Source organism: Pseudomonas sp. KB_12 (assembly GCF_052114545.1).
Lineage (GTDB): Bacteria > Pseudomonadota > Gammaproteobacteria > Pseudomonadales > Pseudomonadaceae > Aquipseudomonas > Aquipseudomonas brassicacearum.
In genome coordinates this window covers 45,454-64,134 of record NZ_JBFREY010000033.1, presented here as the reverse complement: position 1 = coordinate 64,134, position 18,681 = coordinate 45,454, and the positions used below count along the sequence as shown (strand labels likewise).

Sequence of the window (18,681 nt, the reverse complement as noted above, 5' to 3'; positions counted from 1 at the left end):
TCGCCTAGGCTCGGCATGCCCTCACTCCGGCATTGCTCCGTGGGCCGCCGCGAAGGGCCATCCATGGCCCAGCGCGGCTACCTCGGCATCCATGCCGAGGTGCCCACTGCGCAATGCCTGCGTTCGGCCATCGTGGTTAACGGGGCGCCCGAGATCAACGTCCGCCCCGAGGCGGCCTAGTAGCCGACCTGGTTCTCCTGGTCGTACACCCATCAGATCTGTTTGAGCAGGACCTGTGGGAGCAAAGCTTGCTCGCGAAGGCGGCGGCACATCCAACGCTGATGCAAGCTGACCCACTGCTATCGCGAGCAAGCTCGCTCCCACATTGGATCTTCATTCAGTAGACACAAAATTTCATGTGCGCCCGGGCCTCCTGTGGGAGCGAGCTTGCTCGCGATGAGGCCAGCAAGCCCAAAATTCATGTGACTGAACCATCGCCTTCGCGAGCAAGCTTTGCTCCCACAGGAGGAACGCGGTCCCCATCAAGAACCAGGTCGGCTATCAGGCCGCCTCGCGGTGGACGTTGATCTCGGGCGCCCCGTTAACCACGCTGGCCGAACGCAGGCGTTGTGGAGTGGGCATCCCGGCATGGATGCCGGGATAGCCGCGCTGGGCCATGGATGGCCCTTCGCGGCGGGCCCACGGAGTGAGGGCACACCGAGCCAAAGCGAGGTGCCAAGTGGTGGGGCAAAAGCGCTTTGGTTACTTTCGACTGGGCCGGCTTCCGGGCTTTTCGAAAGTGACCCGCCGTCAGGGCGGAACCCTAAGCCGCCGTAACCGCAGAAACGGATATACACACCGCCCTCACAGCCAACCACCCTTTGTGGGAATGGTCGGACAAAAATCTGATTCAAAAAGAATTTTCCGACGAGTTCTGGCGGTTGCCGGGTGGGAAGAACTCTGGCTAACCTTTTCCCGTCGCTGCCAATTCAGCGTCCGGGCGTCGCGGCCCGAAAACTTGGTAATCCATTCCCTCTTTGGAATACCGCAATGAGTGACAAATCCCTACCACCTTCAGAAACCAATAACGCTTCTCCTGACTCCAGCCTTAACCCCAAAGGGCTTGATGAAGCCGCCAAGCGCGCCCTCGACTATTACCTCGGCCCAAAGCCCGAAACCAAAAAGAAACCCGCCTCAAACCAGTTATTCACTGTCGTGGCCGGCATCGACACCGAATGCCTCCTCACCAACCTCAGCGAAACCCTGGCCTGCGCCAACGCAACGATCAGCGACCTGGCTTTCGAGCTTGAAGGCTCGCGGCGGCATATCGCCTTGGGGGTACAGCAATTGATTGAGTTGAGTGAATTATTGGCCAATCGTGTTCTGGACGAGCGGGTACCTGTGCCGGAGGGCTAGAGAGCGACGTTACAGAGGGTGAACGCCGAACCTGTGGCAAGGGAGCAAGCTCCCTCGCCACAGGGGTAAGCGTGAGTTTCAAAACCGTGGCTCAATCCAGCCCAAGCTTCTTTAACCGATACCGCATCGACCGAAACGACAACTTCAGCCGCTGCGCCGCCGCCGTGCGGTTCCAGCGGGTTTCCTCCAACGCCTGGAGGATGAGCTTGCGCTCAACGTCTTCCAGGTAATCCTCCAGGTTGTCGACCTGCATCAAATCGGGATTGCCTGCCTCAGTAGTACTATTGCCCTCGGCCAGGCGCAGGTCATCCGCTTCAATCTGCTGCTGTTCGCAAAGGGTGTAGGCCCGTTCAAGCATGTTCTCCAGTTCCCGCACGTTGCCCGGGAAGCGGTAATTCCTGAGAGCGTCCAACGCCTGGGGATGCAACTTGACCGGTGGACTACCGGTGTTGGCTGCCAGGCGCTGAAGCATGTGATTGGCCAGCAGCTCGATGTCTTCGCGGCGTTCGCGCAACGGCGGGACGCGCAGTTCGATGACGTTCAGCCGGTAATACAAATCCTGGCGAAAGCGCCCGGCGGCGACTTCGCCGTCCAGGTCCTTGTGGGTGGCGCAGAGGATGCGCACATCCACCACTTCTTCCTGCTGGCCGCCAACGGCGCGCACGGCTTTTTCCTGGATGGCTCGCAACAGCTTGACCTGCATCGCCAAGGGCAGATCGGCCACTTCATCGAGGAACAAGGTCCCGCCATGGGCAGCCTGGAACAGCCCGGGCTTGTCCTCGATGGCGCCGCTGAAGCTGCCTTTTCGATGGCCGAAAAACTCACTTTCCATCAGCTCCGTGGGAATTGCCCCACAGTTGACCGGTACAAAGGGCAGGTTGGCACGGGGGCCTTGTTCGTGGATCAGACGGGCGACCAACTCCTTGCCGCAGCCCGATTCCCCGCTGATGTACACCGGTGCCTGGCTGCGGGCGAGTTTTTCGATCTGCTTGCGCACGCTGAGCATCGGCGGCGAGTCGCCCAGCAGGCTGCGCTCGAGGGTGGTGCCTGGCGTGGCGACCGGCGGCAGGCGCAGGGCGCTGGTGACCAGCTCCCGCAGCCGACCCAGGTCTACCGGCTTGGTCAGGAAGTCGAAGGCGCCAGCCTTGAGGGCGTCGATGGCGGTTTCCAGGCTGCCATAGGCGGTGATCATCGCCACGGGCAGTTGGGGGTAGCGTTGCTGGATGTGTTGCACCAGTTCCAGGCCGGTGCCATCGGGCAGGCGCATGTCGGTCAGGCACAGGTCGAAGGTGTCCCCCGCCAGCAGGGCTTGGGCCTCGGCAAGGTTCTTGGCGCTGCGGGTGTCGAGTTTCATCCGGCCCAGGGTGATGTCCAGGAGTTCGCGGATGTCCGGTTCGTCATCGACGATCAGGATTCGTTGCCGTGAGCGATTATTCAAATCTGTTTCCGTCCGTGAGCAAAGGTGATGCGAAAGCAACCGCCGCCTTGGCGTGGTTTGAAGTCTAGGCGGGCCTGGTTGCTTTCGCACAGCTCACGGGACAGATAGAGCCCAAGGCCGGTGCCCTGGCTGCTGGTGGTAAAGAAGGGTTCGAACAAATGCGCCTGCTGCTCGGGGGTTACACCGGGGCCGTTGTCGATGATGTCCAGCGTGGACAGCTGGCTGTGGGGGTCGATGAACAGTTTCAGCCAGGCCTCGGCCTGTTCGTGGGCCATGGCGCTGTGGCGCCAGGCGTTGCGCAGCAGGTTGTCGAGTACCTGGGTCAACTGGTCGGGGTCCATCAGCGTGGTGTAGTCACCCGGGTCGATGCTCAGGTGCAAGTGCTGGTACTCGGCCATGCTTTCGCGGGCCTGCCGGACGAACTGGTCGAGCCAGGTCCGCAGGTCGAGGCGTTGGGGGGTGGTTTGCTGGCGGCGAGACAGCTGCAGGACGTTTTCAATGACGCGGTTCATTCGTTGGGAGTGATCTTGAATAATCTGCGTCAGACGCCGATCCGCGTCGTTCAGTTCCTCGGATTCGCGCAGTAATTGCGCCGCGTGGCTGATGGCGCCCAAGGGGTTGCGGATTTCATGGGCGATGCCAGCAGTGAGGCGCCCGAGGGAAGCGAGTTTCAACTGCTGGGCCTGCTGGGCAACCTGGGCCAGGTCTTCAAGGAACACCAGGATCTGCTGCTGATCTTGATGCCCCAAGGCGATGAAGCTCGGTTGCAGGGTCAGGCCCGTGCCGGTAACGGTCAGGCTGGAAGGGCGCAGGCTGGGGTTGTTTCGCCACAATTGCATGCGTTCGACCAGGGCGGTGGAGTAATCGTCGAGCTGCTGGCCCACCAGGTCGTGCATGCCCAGCAGGTTCAGCGCGCTTTCGTTGGCCAATTGCACCCGACGCTCACGGTCAAGCACCAGGATGCCGGTGCGCATGCGTTGCAGGATCAGGGCGTTGAGCGCTTCCAGGCCGATCACCTCGCTGGCCCGTTGCTCGGCCAGGGTTTCGCTGGCTTCCAAGCGTCGGGTCAGGCCTTGCACCAACAGCGCGGCGGCAAAGCACAGTGCCCCGAGGGTGCCAGCCTGCAAATAACTGCTGGGACGGTTCGAGTCGCTCAAGCCAAGAAAGAAACTCGAACCGACGATGCCGAGGGTGGCGACGGCCGCGATCAACAGGCCGATGCGGCCTCGCAGCAGCGTGTTGCCGATGGCCACCGAGACAATGAGCAGGTTGCCGATGGCACTGGGCACACCGCCCGCGACGAAGAACAGCCACGAGAGCAGCAGCACGTCAGTCAGGGCCAGGCCGAACAGCCGGGCAGGGCGGCGGGTGTTCTCCAGGAACACCACCAGCAGGATATTCAGCACCAGGTACAACCAACTGCCACTGCGCAGCAGGTCGTCATTGGCGAACTCCAGCAGGCGGTTGTCCAGTTTGCTGGAGATCAGCAGCACCAGGGTGATGCCGATGCTCAGACGATAGAGGTGATAGAGACGCAGCAGGCGCTGCGCCTGTTTTTCGCGTGGGCTTGAGGCCTCAGCGCTCACGAGTGCCCGGGCCTTGCTCAAGGTGAGCCTGGCTGCAATACCATTGTTGTTCGAGGGCCAGCGCCCGGTCACGGGGCAGGTGTACGCCGCAATGGGCGCAGCGAACCATGGGCGGTGCGTCCTGCTCGCGGGGAGCGTTCGGCGCGGAGGAGGTACTCTTGAACTTGCGCCAGAACCATACCGCGGCGGCAATCAGGGCGATCCAGAACAGTAGACGAAGCATGATGGGCGGCTTTTTGGCTAGAGATCAGGCAGTTTAGCCAAGGACAGGAACGGCGCACAGCGCAATAAAACCCAGGCACAAAAAAGGGAGACCGTCGGGTCTCCCTTTTTTGAATGCCTTGGTCTCAGTCGAACAGACCAAAGGTCAGGTGGCTGAACCAGGAGCGGTCGCTGGACTCGCTTTCAGGCTCTTCTTCCTCGATCACGTCGCCATTTTCATCTTTAGGCTTGAGTTCGTTCGGGATGGCTTCCTTGGCATCCTGGAACTGGCGCTGTACGTCCTGGTTGGCGCGTGTCTCGCCTGGCGGCAGCGGTGGACGGGACTCGATCAGGCCCAGGGTCGCCTTGCTCAGCCACGAACGGTTGTCCGCTTCGTCGACCCGTGGGGTGAACTGGCCATCGACCAGGGATGGGTGATCCGGGTAGTTCAGCTTGAGGGTTTCCAGGCTGGTGGCCGCCAGTTCGTCCAGGTGCAGGCGCTGGTAGGCTTCGGTCATCACGGCCAGGCCATCACCCACCGAAGGGGTTTCCTGGAAGTTTTCCACTACGTAGCGGCCACGGTTGGCGGCGGCGACGTAGGCCTGACGCGTCAGGTAGTAGTCGGCCACGTGGATTTCGTAGGAGGCCAGCAGGTTGCGCAGGTAGATCATGCGCTGCTTGGCGTCCGGCGAGTAGCGGCTGTTGGGGAAGCGGCTGGTCAGTTGGGCGAACTCATTGTAGGAGTCGCGCGCGGCGCCCGGGTCACGCTTGGTCATGTCCAGCGGCAGGAAACGCGCCAGCAGGCCAACGTCCTGATCGAAGGAGGTCAGGCCCTTGAGGTAATAGGCGTAATCGACATTCGGGTGCTGCGGGTGCAGGCGAATGAAACGCTCGGCGGCGGACTTGGCGGCTTCCGGCTCGGCGTTCTTGTAGTTGGCGTAGATCAGCTCCAACTGGGCCTGATCGGCGTAGCGCCCGAACGGATACCGCGACTCCAGCGCCTTCAGCTTGGCGGTGGCGCTGGTATAGCTGTTGTTATCCAGGTCGTTCTGCGCCTGTTGGTACAGTTCGACTTCGCTCAGGTTTTCGTCTACGACTTCCTTCGACGAGCAAGCAGCAGTCAATGCGAGGATGGCGATCAGCAGCAGGTGTTTCACTTGCATGGCGGCTTGCGTCCCTATGACGGCCGCTGTCTTGGGCGGGGCCGTCCTGTTATGATGAGCGCCCCGTTGAAAGCCTCGGGGCAAAAGACGCCGTATTTAACCACAAGCGCGCAGCCGAAACCAAAGGCTGTGCCGACGCCCAGTCCGAGCATGTCCGATAAAATAGAACTTCGCGCAGAGGTGCCGTCCGAATTGGGCGGCCAACGCCTCGATCAAGTCGCCGCACAACTCTTTGCCGAGCACTCTCGCTCGCGCCTTTCCGCCTGGATCAAGGACGGCCGCCTGACTGTGGATGGGGCGGTGATCCGTCCGCGCGACATCGTCCACGGCGGTGCCATTCTTGAACTGACTGCCGAACAGGAGGCCCAGGGAGAATGGGTCGCCCAGGACATCGCCCTGGACATCGTCTATGAAGACGATGACATCCTGGTGATCAACAAGCCTGCGGGCCTGGTGGTGCACCCGGCTGCCGGTCATGCCGACGGCACGTTGCTCAACGCCTTGCTGCACCACGTACCGGACATTATCAATGTGCCGCGTGCCGGCATCGTCCATCGCCTGGACAAGGACACCACCGGCCTGATGGTGGTGGCCAAGACCATCCAGGCGCAGACACAGCTGGTCACACAGCTGCAAAGCCGCAGCGTCAGCCGCATCTATGAATGCATCGTGATCGGGGTCGTCACCGCCGGTGGCAAGATCAACGCCCCCATCGGTCGTCACGGCCAGCAGCGCCAGCGCATGGCGGTGATGGAGGGCGGCAAGCAGGCGGTCAGCCATTATCGCGTGCTCGAGCGTTTCCGTTCCCACACCCATGTGCGGGTCAAGCTGGAAACCGGCCGGACCCACCAGATCCGTGTGCACATGGCCCACATCAACTTCCCGTTGGTGGGCGACCCGGCCTACGGCGGTCGTTTCCGCATTCCGCCGGCTGCCAGCCAGACCATGGTCGAATCGCTGAAGAATTTCCCGCGCCAGGCGTTGCATGCACGTTTCCTGGAGTTGGATCATCCGACGACCGGCAAACGCATGAGCTGGGAATCTCCGTTGCCGGATGACTTCGTCTGGTTGCTGACGTTGCTCAAGCAGGACCGCGAGGCGTTCATCGGATGAGTGACTGGCTGACACCCGACTGGCCCGCGCCGGCCCGGGTCAAGGCCTGCGTCACGACCCGTGCGGGCGGCGTCAGCCTGGCGCCGTTCGACCGCCTCAACCTGGGCGACCATGTGGGCGACGATCCTGCGGCCGTCGCCGAAAACCGCCGTCGCCTCACCGATCAATTCGCCATCACCCCGGCCTGGCTACAGCAGGTCCACGGCATTGCCGTGGTCGAGGCTGATCCGGCCCAGGTGGCGACCGCCGATGCCAGTTGGACCGACACGCCCGGTATCGCCTGCACGGCGATGACGGCGGACTGCCTGCCTGTGCTGTTCTGCAACCGTGCCGGTACTCGCGTCGCGGCGGCTCATGCTGGCTGGCGCGGGCTGGCGAACGGCGTGCTGGAAGCCACCCTCGACAGCCTTGCCGTGCCCGCGGATGAAATCCTCGCCTGGCTCGGCCCGGCCATCGGTCCGCCAGCGTTTGAAGTCGGGCCGGAAGTGCGTAAAGTCTTCATCGCGCAACTGCCCCAGGCCGCCCAAGCCTTCGTCGCGAGCCCCAACGCCGGCAAGTTCCTGGCCGATATCTACGCGTTGGCCCGGCTGCGCCTGGCCGCACGAGGTGTCACGGCCGTCTACGGTGGCGGCCTCTGCACCGTGACCGACCCTCGTTTCTTTTCCTACCGCCGCAACCCGCGCACCGGTCGCTTCGCTTCGCTGATCTGGATCGAACGCTAGACTTCTCTGATCTGTATCAAGGGCGCCCGGCTTGAATCTTCCAGAATCGACCACATCTATAACGGTATCTGGCAGGTTTCTTCATTCAGGATGTTTCCACGGTCCGGCCTGCTCATTAGGAAGGTGACCCATGCGTATTGATCGTTTAACCAGCAAATTACAGTTGGCGCTGTCCGATGCCCAGTCCCTGGCCGTCGGCCTGGACCATCCCGGTATCGAGCCGGCGCATTTGATGCAGGCCATGCTCGAACAGCAGGGCGGTTCCATCAAGCCCCTGCTGATGCAGGTCGGCTTTGACGTCAACAGCCTGCGCAAAGAGCTGGCCAAGGAACTCGACCAGTTACCCAAGATCCAGAATCCCACCGGTGACGTGAACATGTCCCAGGACCTAGCGCGGCTGCTCAACCAGGCCGATCGCCTGGCCCAACAGAAGGGCGACCAGTTCATTTCCAGCGAGCTGGTGCTGCTCGCCGCCATGGACGAGAACAGCAAGCTCGGCAAATTGTTGCTCGGCCAGGGCGTGAGCAAGAAAGCCCTGGAAAATGCCATCAACAACCTGCGTGGCGGCGAAGCGGTCAACGACGCCAACCACGAAGAGTCGCGCCAGGCGCTGGACAAATATACCGTCGACCTGACCAAGCGCGCCGAGGAAGGCAAGCTCGACCCGGTGATCGGTCGCGACGATGAAATCCGCCGCACGATCCAGGTGCTGCAACGCCGCACCAAGAACAACCCGGTGCTGATCGGTGAGCCAGGCGTGGGTAAAACCGCCATCGCCGAGGGCCTGGCCCAGCGCATCATCAACGGCGAAGTGCCGGACGGCCTCAGGGGTAAACGCCTGTTGTCCCTGGACATGGGCGCCTTGATCGCCGGTGCTAAATACCGTGGCGAGTTCGAAGAGCGGCTCAAGGCGCTGCTCAATGAGCTGTCCAAGCAGGAAGGGCAGATCATCCTGTTCATCGACGAACTGCACACCATGGTCGGTGCGGGCAAGGGCGAAGGCTCGATGGACGCCGGCAACATGCTCAAGCCCGCGTTGGCCCGTGGCGAGTTGCACTGCGTCGGCGCGACCACGCTCAACGAGTACCGCCAATATATAGAGAAGGACGCAGCCCTTGAGCGGCGCTTCCAGAAAGTGCTGGTGGAGGAGCCGAGCGAGGAAGACACCATCGCCATCCTGCGCGGCCTTAAAGAACGCTACGAAGTTCACCACAAGGTGGCGATCACCGATGGCGCGATTATCGCGGCGGCCAAGCTCAGCCACCGCTACATCACTGACCGTCAGTTGCCGGACAAGGCCATCGACCTGATCGACGAGGCCGCCAGCCGCATCCGCATGGAAATCGACTCCAAGCCCGAAGTGCTGGATCGGTTGGAGCGGCGCCTGATTCAACTCAAGGTCGAGTCCCAGGCCCTGAAAAAAGAAAGCGACGAAGCGGCGAAGAAGCGTCTGGAAAGGTTGCAGGAAGAGATCGTTCGTCACGAGCGTGAGTATTCCGACCTCGAGGAAATCTGGAACTCGGAGAAAGCCGAAGTCCAGGGCTCGGCGCAGATCCAGCAGAAGATCGAACAGTCCCGCCAGGAACTGGAAGCGGCCCGTCGTAAGGGCGACCTCAACCGCATGGCCGAGCTGCAGTACGGGGTGATCCCGGACTTGGAGCGCAGCCTGCAAATGGTCGACCAGCATGGCAAGAGCGAAAACCAGTTGCTGCGCAGCAAGGTCACTGAGGAAGAGATTGCCGAAGTGGTCTCCAAGTGGACCGGCATTCCGGTCTCGAAAATGCTCGAAGGCGAGCGTGACAAGCTGCTGAAGATGGAAAGCCTGCTGCACCAGCGCGTGATCGGTCAGGAAGAGGCGGTGGTGGCGGTGTCCAACGCCGTGCGCCGTTCCCGTGCCGGGCTGTCGGACCCGAACCGGCCGAGCGGTTCGTTCATGTTCCTCGGCCCTACGGGTGTCGGTAAAACCGAGCTGTGCAAGGCGCTGGCCGAGTTCCTCTTCGACACTGAAGAGGCCATGGTGCGCATCGACATGTCCGAGTTCATGGAGAAACATTCCGTGGCACGGTTGATCGGTGCGCCACCGGGTTATGTCGGTTATGAAGAGGGCGGTTACCTGACCGAGGCAGTGCGTCGCAAGCCGTACTCGGTGATCCTGCTCGATGAGGTCGAGAAGGCGCACCCGGATGTGTTCAACATCCTGCTGCAAGTGCTGGAGGATGGTCGCTTGACCGACAGCCACGGGCGCACGGTGGACTTCCGCAACACGGTGATCGTGATGACCTCCAACCTGGGCTCGACGCAGATCCAGGAACTGGTGGGCGACCGCGAGGCGCAGCGCGCGGCGGTGATGGACGCGATCTCTACGCACTTCCGGCCGGAGTTCATCAACCGGGTCGACGAAGTGGTGATCTTCGAGCCATTGGCCCGTGATCAGATTGCCGGCATTACCGAGATCCAGTTGGGTCGCCTGCGCAGTCGCCTCACCGAACGTGAGCTGAAACTGCAGTTGAGCGGCGAGGCGTTGGACAAGCTGATTGCGGTGGGTTACGACCCGGTCTATGGCGCACGGCCGCTGAAGCGGGCGATCCAGCGCTGGATCGAAAACCCGCTGGCGCAGTTGATCCTGTCGGGTCGCTTCATGCCGGGCGAAACCGTGACCGGTACGGTGGAGAACGACGAAATCGTCTTCAACTGAGCCGATTGACTGGGCTTTTGTGGCGAGGGAGCTGCTCCCGCTGGAGGGTGCTGTAGGAGCTGTGTAGGAGCTGTCGAGTGCAACGAGGCTGCGATCTTTCCTCTGACGCCAGGGTCTGAAGCGAAAGATCAAAAGATCGCAGCCTTCGGCAGCTCCTACACAGTCCATCGCTTGCCACAGGGCGTGTTTGCTTGGCGAGGCCATTTTTTTCATCAGGCCGTTGAACTCAAAGGAAAAGGCTTGTAAAGTGCGCCCCGCAGTCAGTCACCCCAAGGGTTACTTCTCGCTGAGAAGGAATCCAAAATAAGTTGCAAATCATTGTCTTGAAAGCAATTTAAGGGGTTGACAGAGGTTTTGAAGATTGTAGAATAGCGCGCCTCAGACACACGAACGCAGCGATGCGTAAGGGTAGAAGAGGTTGAAGCTAGCTTCAACGTTTCAACTTGAAATATCAGTTCCGTGATAGCTCAGTCGGTAGAGCAAATGACTGTTAATCATTGGGTCCCAGGTTCGAGTCCTGGTCACGGAGCCATTTCAATCGGGGTATAGCGCAGTCCGGTAGCGCGCCTGCTTTGGGAGCAGGATGTCAGGAGTTCGAATCCCCTTACCCCGACCATCTTTGGGTCGTTAGCTCAGTTGGTAGAGCAGTTGGCTTTTAACCAATTGGTCGTAGGTTCGAATCCCACACGACCCACCATTTTTGAAACCAGCTCGCTGGAATCGAATCTTAAGATCAGAGGCCAAAAGCGCTGATCGAGAAGGCGACTTGCAAAGGTCGCCTTTTTTTTACCGGGGTATAGCGCAGTCCGGTAGCGCGCCTGCTTTGGGAGCAGGATGTCAGGAGTTCGAATCCCCTTACCCCGACCATATTGAAAATCCTCGTATCGAAAGATACGGGGATTTTTTTTGCCTGCGATAAAGTGGATTAGACTTAAGACATCGTACAACTTGCCGATAACCCGCCGACAGGGGCCTTGCCCCACTTCAGGCCAACAATAAAAAAAGGCATTCCCTATGGTTCTTCGTCAGCTGAATATCGCCCCTCGTGCCGCGTTGGGTTTTGCCTTGATCGCCGTGCTGGTGGCGTTGCTCGGGGTGTTCGCGCTGGGACAGATGTCGAGTATTCGTGACAGTGAAGTCGCGGTGGAAACCCAGTGGCTGCCGAGCATTCGCGGCGGTGATGAGATCCGCGAGTGGATGCTGCGGATCCGCACCATTTCCCTGCGCATGGCCCTGGACCAGGACCCGAAGAACGTTGCGGTGTATCGCGGGCAGATGGACACGCGCGACAAGGAACTGAGCGAAAAAATTGCGGCCTACGAAAAGCTCGTCGTGACGCCTGAAGGCAAGGCGCTTTATGACCAGTTCAAGCAAACCTTCGCCGCTTACCGTACGGGTATCGCCCAATCCTTCACCCTGGCCGAACAAGGGCGTCGGGACGAGCTGATCAAGCTGCTGCTGGTGGACATGAAGACCGTGGTGGACGGTTCCGGCAAACAGCTCAACGACCTGGCGGAGCTGTTCTCCAAGCAGGTGTCCATCGAGAGTCAGAAGTCCCAGGAGCACTACGCCAATTCCCGCATGATCGTCAGCCTGTTCGTTGTGCTCGCCGCCCTGGCCACGGTGGCCCTGGCCATGCTGCTTACGCGCAGTATCGTCAAACCCTTGGGTGAGGCGCTCAATGCTGCGCAGAACATCGCCCGGGGTGACCTGACCCGGCCAATCGAGACCCATGGCAACGACGAAGTGAGCCGCTTGCTCAAGGCGTTGGCGGCCATGCAGCAGAATCTGCGTGAGACGTTGCAGGGCATCAGCGGTTCGGCCGCGCAACTGGCCACCGCAGCCGATGAGCTGAACACCGTCACGCTCGACAGCACCCAAAGCTTGCAACAGCAGAACAACGAAATCGAACAGGCCGCCACCGCCGTCACCGAAATGACCACTGCCGTGGAAGAAGTCGCGCGCAATGCGGTTTCCACCTCCGATGCCACGCGTCAGTCCAGTGAGTCGGCGTCCCTTGGGCAGCAGCGGGTCAGCGACACGGTCGACGCCATCGGCGCTCTCGCCAGCGACGTGCAAGTGACTGGCGGCCTGGTGCAATCCCTGGCCAACCAATCGCAGGATATCGGCAAGGTGCTGGACGTGATCCGCGCCATCGCCGAGCAGACCAACCTGCTGGCCCTCAACGCGGCCATCGAAGCGGCCCGGGCGGGTGAGAGCGGGCGTGGGTTTGCGGTGGTGGCCGATGAGGTGCGGGCGCTGGCTTATCGCACGCAGCAATCGACCCAGGAAATCGAGCAAATGGTCCAGGGCATGCGCAGCGGTGCCACCCAGGCACTCGACTCCATGCAGGCCAGCTCCAGTCGTGCCGCCAGTACCCTGGCCATGGCGGAGCGGGCGGGGGACGCGTTGCAGACCATCACGGCGTCGGTCAATGAAATCCACGAACGCAACCTGGTAATCGCCAGCGCCGCCGAAGAGCAGGCGCAAGTGGCCCGCGAGGTGGATCGCAACCTGGTGAACATTCGTGATTTGTCGGTGCGCTCGGCGTCCGGCGCGGACCAGACCAGCGCGTCCAGCCATGAGTTGTCGCAGCTGGCGAATTCGCTGCGCACGATGGTGCAGCGGTTTCAGGTTTGATTATTGAAGGGACATGAAGGGATGATCGCTCCCACGCTCTGCGTGGGAGTGAATCCAGTGACGCTCTGCGTCACAAAGGACGCGGAGCGTCCCGGGCTGCATTCCCACGCAGAGCGTGGGAACGATCGTCAGTAAGGCCTCAGTGCAACTTCAGCCGAGGCTCAGTCCCACGCCCGATCTTGCTGCCCAGCATCAGCATGGCCGTGCGAAACATGCCGTACAGCGCCATCTGGTGCATGCGGTACAGCGACACGTAGAACATCCGCGCCAGCCAGCCTTCGAGCATCACGCTGCCGGTCAGGTTGCCCATCAGGTTGCCCACCGCCGAGAACCGCGACAGCGAGATCAGCGAACCGTAGTCGGTGTACTTGTATTCGGGCAGGGCCTTGCCTTCGATCCGCAGCTTCAAGGATTTGGCCAGCAGCGAGGCCTGCTGGTGCGCGGCCTGGGCGCGGGGCGGGACGTTGCGCTCGCTGCCGGGTTGCGGGCAGGCGGCGCAGTCGCCGAAGGCAAAGATGTTCTCGTCGCGGCTGGTCTGCAATGTAGGCAGCACTTGCAGCTGATTGATCCGGTTGGTCTCCAGCCCGTCGATGTCCTTGAGGAAGTCCGGGGCGCGAATCCCGGCGGCCCAGACTTTCAGGCTCGCGTCGATCACTTTGCCATCCGCGGTAATCAGGCTGTCGGCGGTCACCTGGCTGACGGCGGCGTTGGTCATGACGTTGACCCCGAGTTTCTCCAGGGTCTTGTGCACCGGTCCGCCGATACGCTCCGGCAGGGCCGGCAAGACGCGTGGGCCCGCTTCGATCAGGGTGATGTGCATGTTCTCCGGTTTGATCCGGTCCAGGCCGTAGGCATGCAGTTCGTGGGCGGCATTATGCAGCTCGGCGGCCAGTTCGACCCCGGTCGCACCGGCGCCGACGATGGCGACGCTGATGCGCTCGACGATATCGGTCTGCCCGGCGTGGGCGCGCAGATAGTGATGAAGCAGTTGCTGATGGAAGCGCTCGGCCTGTTTGCGAGTGTCGAGGAACAGGCAGTGCTGCGCCGCGCCTTCGGTGCCGAAGTCATTGGTGGTGCTGCCGACGGCAATCACCAGGGTGTCGTAGCCCAGTTCCCGGGCCGGCAACAGCTCGACGCCGGTCTCGTCATAGGTGGCGGCCAGTTGGATTCTCTTGCGCTCGCGGTCCAGGCCGCTCATGCGCCCCAGCTGGAACTCGAAGTGGTTCCATTTTGCCTGGGCGACATAGTTGAGTTCGTCTTCGGAGGAGTTCAAGGAGCCGGCGGCCACTTCGTGCAGCAGCGGTTTCCAGATGTGGGTCAGGTTCGCGTCGACCAGCATCACACTGGCCGTGCCGCGCTTGCCCAGAGTCTTACCCAGACGGGTAGCCAACTCCAGACCGCCGGCGCCGCCGCCAACGATGACAATACGATGAGTCATGGGGATATCTCGCAAGGCTAAAGGAAATCGGTGCCGTTACCCGAGCGAGCGAAACGCGGCTCATAGCGTCAGGTAACTGATCAGTCGGCTCAACAGGCCCAGGCCGATGGTCACGGCCAGTACCACCACCAGGAGCATCCACGGCCGGAAAGGCCGGCGCTCGACTCGGTGCTGGGACAGTTGCAGGTACTCTTCGACATGCTTCTGGTCTTCTGGGTTCAGGCGGCTGGTCATAAAGGCCTCGTCAGGTAGACGTTGCGGAATGTGAAGACGTTACAGCGTCCGGCTAGCCGGCATTGAAAGCAGCGTAGCCGCTCGCCGGAACGGGTTCGACGATCAGGCTGTCGTCCAGGCGAATGATTCCACTTTTTAACACCCGGGCGGTGATTCCGCCATGGCCGCGTACCGCCTGGAACGTACCTTCGCCGAGGTTTCGCTCCAATCGGGCACACGGCTGGCACCAGCCGGTGGTTTCGAAAATGGCTTGGCCAATGCGAAAGCGCCGGCCCTTGAGGCTGAACAGATTGATGCCGCTGACCACAATATTGCGTCGCAGCTCCTGTGGCAGCACGGGCCGGTCCTCGGGGCGGCCCATCAGCGAGCCGATCACGGCCAGGTGCTCCCATTGGATCAGCGTCACTTGCCGCGCATTGCGCACGCCGGGGCGGGCATGATCGCCGGTCAACCCAGCCTCCAGGCGGGCTTCCACGGCGTCCAGTTCGATCATGGGTGCATGGCCCTGGGGTCGTACGCCAATCCAGCGTACGCGGCCTTGCTGGGGCACAGCGGCAATCAGTTCCTGCAGTGGGCTCACAGGCTGATCCCGACATCGAACACGATGCTGCGACCCAGGTTGCTGCGCAGGAAGTCCGGCGCGTCGGGGTGAGCGAACAGTACCCGGGCAAACGTCGGCCCCACCAGTGACAGCGAGCGCCAGCCCTGGCGCAGGTATTCGGTCGGCGGTGGGAAGTGACTGTTGAGGTCCAGCACTTCGCGCTTGAGGCTGGCGAAGGCGATGATGTCCAGGTCACCCAGGTCCATGCCGCGCTCGGTGTAGTTGTGAGCTTTCTTGCGCAGGGTCGGGGCCAGCCGCATCAGGAACTCATTGGCCGGGATCCGCCGCGGCTTGGCCTCGCGACGCACTAGCTGGCTCAGGGAGAAGGCGCTGCGGCGGCGTTGCAGTTCATCGCGCCATTCGTCATTGAGGCGTCGACCTTCGTCGAGCACAAAAAACACCTCGAAATTGGCATCGCGAAACAACACGTCCGGCGGCTCGCCGGCCGGCGCGAACTCGTCGGCGCGATAAGGCACGTTCAGCCCTTGCAGCAGGCGCTGACAGACCCAACGCTCACGCTCCCATTTGCGGGCATTGGAGAGAAAGGCGTTGGCTTGCTCGGCCGCGATGGTCAGCAGGCGTAAGTAATCGGAGTCATCCATGAGCCCAAGCTTAGCGTTCAAATGTGATCAAAAAAAATAAAGCTGCTGTGATGGGAGCAAATTTCCGCTCAGGCCAGGTAATGCTATTCACTTGGAGCCTAAAGCAAGGGGTCGAGCCTCTATGCCTCTGCACCACCGCTATCGCGAGCAGGCTCGCTCCCACAGGGATTTTCGGATGTTCACAACATTTACATACGATACAAAAAACTGTGGGAGCGAGCTTGCTCGCGATAAGGCCGGCACATCCAACATCACCGTAAACTGCACCACCGCTATCGCGAGCAAGCTCGCTCCCACAGGAAAAACGCGGTCCCACCAAGAACCAGGTCGGCTACCAGGCCGCCTCGCGGTGGACGTTGATCTCGGCGCCCCATTAACCACGCTGGCTGAACGAAGGTATTGCGCAGTGGGCAACCCGGCATGGATGCCGGGTTAGCCGCGCTGGGCCATGGATGGCCCTTCGCGGCGGCCCACGGAGCAATGCCTTCGTTCAGGCATGCCGAGCCTAGGCGAGGCACCGAGTGGTGGGGCAGAAGCGCTTTGGTTACTTTCGCGCTTTTCGAAAGTGACCCGCTGTAAGAGCGGAACCATAAGCAGCCGTTACCGCAGAAACGGATATACACACCTACGCTGAAACAGACCTCAGAATGGAAGGCCCAATCTCCGATAACCGCTCAAGTGAACAGCATTACCCCCAGACAGGACCCAATAGATCATCCTGTTCAGCCTGACACGCCAACCAAGCGCAAAACAAATCCAACTTCTTGCTCTGCTGCGCGCTGCGCTTGGCGACATAGACGTAGCGACTCGGGCGAAACCCAAACGGTGCCACCAGGCGGCCAAGACGAATGTCGTCAGCCACCAGATGCCACGGGGCGACACAAATCCCCAGCCCGGCAATCGCCGCCTCCAACGTAAAGTAATAATGCTCGTATTCCAGCCCGGCCGGCGCAGTGGCCTGGTGTCCAATCGCATCCACCCAGTTTGCCCAGGCATCCGGACGGGTTTTGGTATGCAGGAGGGGATGGCTGAAAATCGAGCCCAAGTCGGTTAATTGAATACGCGCCGATAAGGTGGGCGACAACACGACGCCCAATCGTTCAGGAAACAGCCGGACGGTGTTTTTTGGTTCGCCCACGATGCCCTGTTCAGCCGTGATCATCACGTCATAGCGATCCCGGCCCGGATCGCTCCCATGAACCGGTGAGCTCAGGCGAATCTTGATCTCTGGGTAAGTCGTATTGAAGTCGAAAAGACGCGGTATCAGCCACTTGACCGTAAACGTGCTGAAGCAGGACACGTCCAAGGTGCCTGTCGCCGTGTCTCGGATCCTGCTCACCGCAGCCTCGATCTGATCCAGTGCGGCCGTCAGTTCCGGCAGCAGTTCTCTTGCGGCTGCGGTGAGCTGAGGTTTGTTTTTTGGGCCTTCGAACAGGTCCACACCAAGACTCAACTCCAGCTGGCGTACCTGGCGACTCACGGCGCCAGGCGTGACAGACAGCTCCTCGGCGGCCGCGATCATTTTGCCCAGTCGGGCAGCGGCCTCGAAGGTATGCAGTGCATTCAATGGGGGGAGGCGACGTTTCATAAAGTGACTTTAACTCAATTACATCGCGCGTATAAATCGATATCAGGTATCGCGCGGATTTTGCAGAATTCCCCAGTTCCTGCAGTGTTTGCCGACTGTTCCGGGTCGCCAGGATTGAGGGGCATTCCCTATCAAATTGAGAGCACCTCACATGCCATTCGTTCGTACCGCCGTCATCAAGGGCACCAGCCAGCAACAACGTCAGCGCATCATTGGTGGCATACATCAAGCGCTGGTCGAGAGCATTGGTATGCCCGAGGATGAATTGTTCAACCTGGTCACGGACTACGACCCTGAACAGTTTTTCTACAGCCGCACGTTTAACGGTGTGGCTCGTTCAGACCATTTGATCGTGATTGAGATTACGATGCGCAGGGGCCGCAGTGATGCGATGAAGCGCGAGCTCTACAAAAAAATCGCGGACAATCTCGGGGTTCAAGCCCAGGTTCGTCCGCAAGACGTTTTCATCTTCATGCACGAGAATGACTATTCGGATTGGTCGGTAGGCTTTGGTAAGTTTGCAATGGCCTTGGTACAACAGCCGGGAAGTGTCGCTATCGAGTAGCGCACGGACGGCGTTCAAGTTCTCGCAGGAGTAGCCCATGATCGGTGCCGAACTGCTTTCACCGCAGACCCTGGCGGCCGGTTGGCTGATGTATGTGCCGGTGTTGGTCTGGGCCGTGGTACGGGCACCGTGGGTCGAGCTGTTCACCGACAGCCGTCGCCAGCACCTGTTGTTCGGCACAGTGCTGGCGTTGTTCATGCTGTGGCTGGTGCGCCGGGATTTCGATACGGGTGTCTCGTATCACTTCATCGGCATGACTGCCGTGACGCTGTTGCTGGACTGGCCCTTGGCAATCCTCGGTGGTTTGTGCGCGCAGCTCGTGCTGGTACTGCTGGGCCGTCAGGACATGGCCGCGGTAGGGGTCAACGGTGCGCTGCTGATCCTGTTGCCGGTGCTGGTCACCGAGTGCTGCGCGATCCTGGTGGAGCGCGCCCAGCCGCGCAATCTGTTCGTGTATATCTTCTGTTCGGGTTTTCTCGCGGCCGCGCTTTCGGCGTTGGCGTGCCTGCTGCTGGGGCTTGGCCTGCTGTGGTACGACGGTATATTCGCCATGCCTTACTGGCTGGAAGATTTTGTCGGCTACCTCTGGCTGATCATCTTCCCCGAGGCCTTCATCAACGGCATGGTGATCAGTGCGTTGGTGGTGTTCAGTCCCGAATGGCTGGAGACCTTCAACCGCACGCGCTACCTGTCGGCGCCGTGGAACGATGATGACAAGCCTTGATTCACGTCAAGGCTG

General features: G+C 61.0%; 17 protein-coding genes and 4 tRNA genes. 12 read left to right on the top strand and 9 right to left on the bottom strand.

Annotated elements, in window-relative coordinates:
* Positions 1-180, top strand: a 180-nt coding sequence (locus tag AB4Z20_RS22845) for a nucleoid-structuring protein H-NS (RefSeq protein ID WP_442090649.1), incomplete at its 5' end; no start/stop codon positions are given.
* 810 nt (positions 181-990) lie between these two features.
* Entirely contained in the window at positions 991-1,356 is a 366-nt protein-coding gene (locus AB4Z20_RS22840) for a DUF6124 family protein (RefSeq protein ID WP_442090647.1), read from the top strand.
* A gap of 91 nt (positions 1,357-1,447) precedes the next feature.
* Here AB4Z20_RS22840 and AB4Z20_RS22835 read toward each other — a convergent pair whose 3' ends face one another.
* From AB4Z20_RS22835 to AB4Z20_RS22820, 4 genes are all read right to left on the bottom strand, one after another.
* A complete protein-coding gene (locus AB4Z20_RS22835; RefSeq protein WP_442090646.1) occupies positions 1,448-2,794 on the bottom strand; it encodes a sigma-54-dependent transcriptional regulator in 1,347 nt (448 codons plus the stop codon).
* Positions 2,791-4,380, bottom strand: coding sequence for a sensor histidine kinase (locus AB4Z20_RS22830; protein WP_442090645.1), 1,590 nt, complete (start codon positions 4,378-4,380; stop codon positions 2,791-2,793). Before AB4Z20_RS22830 ends, AB4Z20_RS22835 begins: the two co-directional genes overlap by 4 nt.
* Complete coding sequence (locus AB4Z20_RS22825) at positions 4,370-4,603, bottom strand: PP0621 family protein (protein ID WP_014340265.1); 234 nt, start codon at positions 4,601-4,603, stop codon at positions 4,370-4,372. The genes AB4Z20_RS22830 and AB4Z20_RS22825 overlap by 11 nt, the downstream gene beginning before the upstream one ends.
* A 124-nt stretch (positions 4,604-4,727) precedes the next feature.
* Positions 4,728-5,744 carry an outer membrane protein assembly factor BamD gene (locus AB4Z20_RS22820; protein WP_003205698.1) on the bottom strand — a complete coding sequence of 339 codons (1,017 nt, stop codon included), beginning with the start codon at positions 5,742-5,744 and terminating at the stop codon, positions 4,728-4,730.
* Positions 5,745-5,894: 150 nt separating this feature from the next.
* Between AB4Z20_RS22820 and rluD the strand changes: the two genes are divergently transcribed.
* From rluD to AB4Z20_RS22780, 8 genes are all read left to right on the top strand, one after another.
* Entirely contained in the window at positions 5,895-6,857 is a 963-nt protein-coding gene (rluD, locus tag AB4Z20_RS22815) for a 23S rRNA pseudouridine(1911/1915/1917) synthase RluD (RefSeq protein ID WP_003205696.1), read from the top strand.
* Complete coding sequence (gene pgeF, locus AB4Z20_RS22810; protein WP_320389468.1) at positions 6,854-7,579, top strand: peptidoglycan editing factor PgeF; 726 nt, start codon at positions 6,854-6,856, stop codon at positions 7,577-7,579. The genes rluD and pgeF overlap by 4 nt, the downstream gene beginning before the upstream one ends.
* 130 nt (positions 7,580-7,709) lie before the next feature.
* Positions 7,710-10,274, top strand: coding sequence for an ATP-dependent chaperone ClpB (gene clpB / locus AB4Z20_RS22805; protein ID WP_214512602.1), 2,565 nt, complete (start codon positions 7,710-7,712; stop codon positions 10,272-10,274).
* A 456-nt stretch (positions 10,275-10,730) separates the two neighbouring features.
* Positions 10,731-10,806, top strand: a tRNA-Asn gene (locus AB4Z20_RS22800).
* Between the two features lie 7 nt (positions 10,807-10,813).
* Positions 10,814-10,890: transfer RNA gene (locus AB4Z20_RS22795), tRNA-Pro, on the top strand.
* Between the two features lie 5 nt (positions 10,891-10,895).
* Positions 10,896-10,971: transfer RNA gene (locus tag AB4Z20_RS22790), tRNA-Lys, on the top strand.
* Positions 10,972-11,064: 93 nt separating this feature from the next.
* A tRNA-Pro gene (locus AB4Z20_RS22785) sits at positions 11,065-11,141 on the top strand.
* Positions 11,142-11,288: 147 nt separating this feature from the next.
* On the top strand, positions 11,289-12,914 hold the full coding sequence (locus AB4Z20_RS22780) for a methyl-accepting chemotaxis protein (protein ID WP_253469475.1): 1,626 nt from the start codon (positions 11,289-11,291) through the stop codon (positions 12,912-12,914).
* Positions 12,915-13,053: 139 nt separating this feature from the next.
* On the opposite strand, the gene AB4Z20_RS22775 is transcribed toward AB4Z20_RS22780, so the two are convergent.
* From AB4Z20_RS22775 to AB4Z20_RS22755, 5 genes are all read right to left on the bottom strand, one after another.
* On the bottom strand, positions 13,054-14,352 hold the full coding sequence (locus tag AB4Z20_RS22775) for an NAD(P)/FAD-dependent oxidoreductase (RefSeq protein ID WP_214512604.1): 1,299 nt from the start codon (positions 14,350-14,352) through the stop codon (positions 13,054-13,056).
* 60 nt (positions 14,353-14,412) lie between these two features.
* A complete protein-coding gene (locus AB4Z20_RS22770) occupies positions 14,413-14,586 on the bottom strand; it encodes a DUF3094 domain-containing protein (protein ID WP_003205686.1) in 174 nt (57 codons plus the stop codon).
* Positions 14,587-14,638: 52 nt separating this feature from the next.
* Entirely contained in the window at positions 14,639-15,166 is a 528-nt protein-coding gene (locus AB4Z20_RS22765; RefSeq protein WP_072346103.1) for an MOSC domain-containing protein, read from the bottom strand.
* Positions 15,163-15,789 (bottom strand): DUF1780 domain-containing protein, encoded by a 627-nt coding sequence (locus tag AB4Z20_RS22760; protein ID WP_003205682.1) that lies wholly within the window; start codon positions 15,787-15,789, stop codon positions 15,163-15,165. Before AB4Z20_RS22760 ends, AB4Z20_RS22765 begins: the two co-directional genes overlap by 4 nt.
* A 688-nt stretch (positions 15,790-16,477) precedes the next feature.
* Positions 16,478-17,377 (bottom strand): LysR substrate-binding domain-containing protein, encoded by a 900-nt coding sequence (locus tag AB4Z20_RS22755; protein WP_442090644.1) that lies wholly within the window; start codon positions 17,375-17,377, stop codon positions 16,478-16,480.
* A gap of 151 nt (positions 17,378-17,528) precedes the next feature.
* Between AB4Z20_RS22755 and AB4Z20_RS22750 the strand changes: the two genes are divergently transcribed.
* Together AB4Z20_RS22750 and AB4Z20_RS22745 are read left to right on the top strand one after the other, a co-directional pair.
* On the top strand, positions 17,529-17,942 hold the full coding sequence (locus tag AB4Z20_RS22750; RefSeq protein ID WP_442090643.1) for a tautomerase family protein: 414 nt from the start codon (positions 17,529-17,531) through the stop codon (positions 17,940-17,942).
* Between the two features lie 37 nt (positions 17,943-17,979).
* Positions 17,980-18,666 (top strand): energy-coupling factor ABC transporter permease, encoded by a 687-nt coding sequence (locus AB4Z20_RS22745; RefSeq protein WP_258689401.1) that lies wholly within the window; start codon positions 17,980-17,982, stop codon positions 18,664-18,666.
* The last annotated feature ends 15 nt before the right edge of the window (positions 18,667-18,681 follow it).

Coding starts and splice junctions, on each gene's coding strand:
- AB4Z20_RS22840 (WP_442090647.1), top strand. CDS start 991: ATGAGTGACAAATCCCTACCACCTTCAGAAACCAATAACGCTTCTCCT.
- AB4Z20_RS22825 (WP_014340265.1), bottom strand. CDS start 4,603: ATGCTTCGTCTACTGTTCTGGATCGCCCTGATTGCCGCCGCGGTATGG.
- AB4Z20_RS22820 (WP_003205698.1), bottom strand. CDS start 5,744: ATGCAAGTGAAACACCTGCTGCTGATCGCCATCCTCGCATTGACTGCT.
- rluD (WP_003205696.1), top strand. CDS start 5,895: ATGTCCGATAAAATAGAACTTCGCGCAGAGGTGCCGTCCGAATTGGGC.
- pgeF (WP_320389468.1), top strand. CDS start 6,854: ATGAGTGACTGGCTGACACCCGACTGGCCCGCGCCGGCCCGGGTCAAG.
- clpB (WP_214512602.1), top strand. CDS start 7,710: ATGCGTATTGATCGTTTAACCAGCAAATTACAGTTGGCGCTGTCCGAT.
- AB4Z20_RS22780 (WP_253469475.1), top strand. CDS start 11,289: ATGGTTCTTCGTCAGCTGAATATCGCCCCTCGTGCCGCGTTGGGTTTT.
- AB4Z20_RS22775 (WP_214512604.1), bottom strand. CDS start 14,352: ATGACTCATCGTATTGTCATCGTTGGCGGCGGCGCCGGCGGTCTGGAG.
- AB4Z20_RS22770 (WP_003205686.1), bottom strand. CDS start 14,586: ATGACCAGCCGCCTGAACCCAGAAGACCAGAAGCATGTCGAAGAGTAC.
- AB4Z20_RS22760 (WP_003205682.1), bottom strand. CDS start 15,789: ATGGATGACTCCGATTACTTACGCCTGCTGACCATCGCGGCCGAGCAA.
- AB4Z20_RS22755 (WP_442090644.1), bottom strand. CDS start 17,377: ATGAAACGTCGCCTCCCCCCATTGAATGCACTGCATACCTTCGAGGCC.
- AB4Z20_RS22750 (WP_442090643.1), top strand. CDS start 17,529: ATGCCATTCGTTCGTACCGCCGTCATCAAGGGCACCAGCCAGCAACAA.
- AB4Z20_RS22745 (WP_258689401.1), top strand. CDS start 17,980: ATGATCGGTGCCGAACTGCTTTCACCGCAGACCCTGGCGGCCGGTTGG.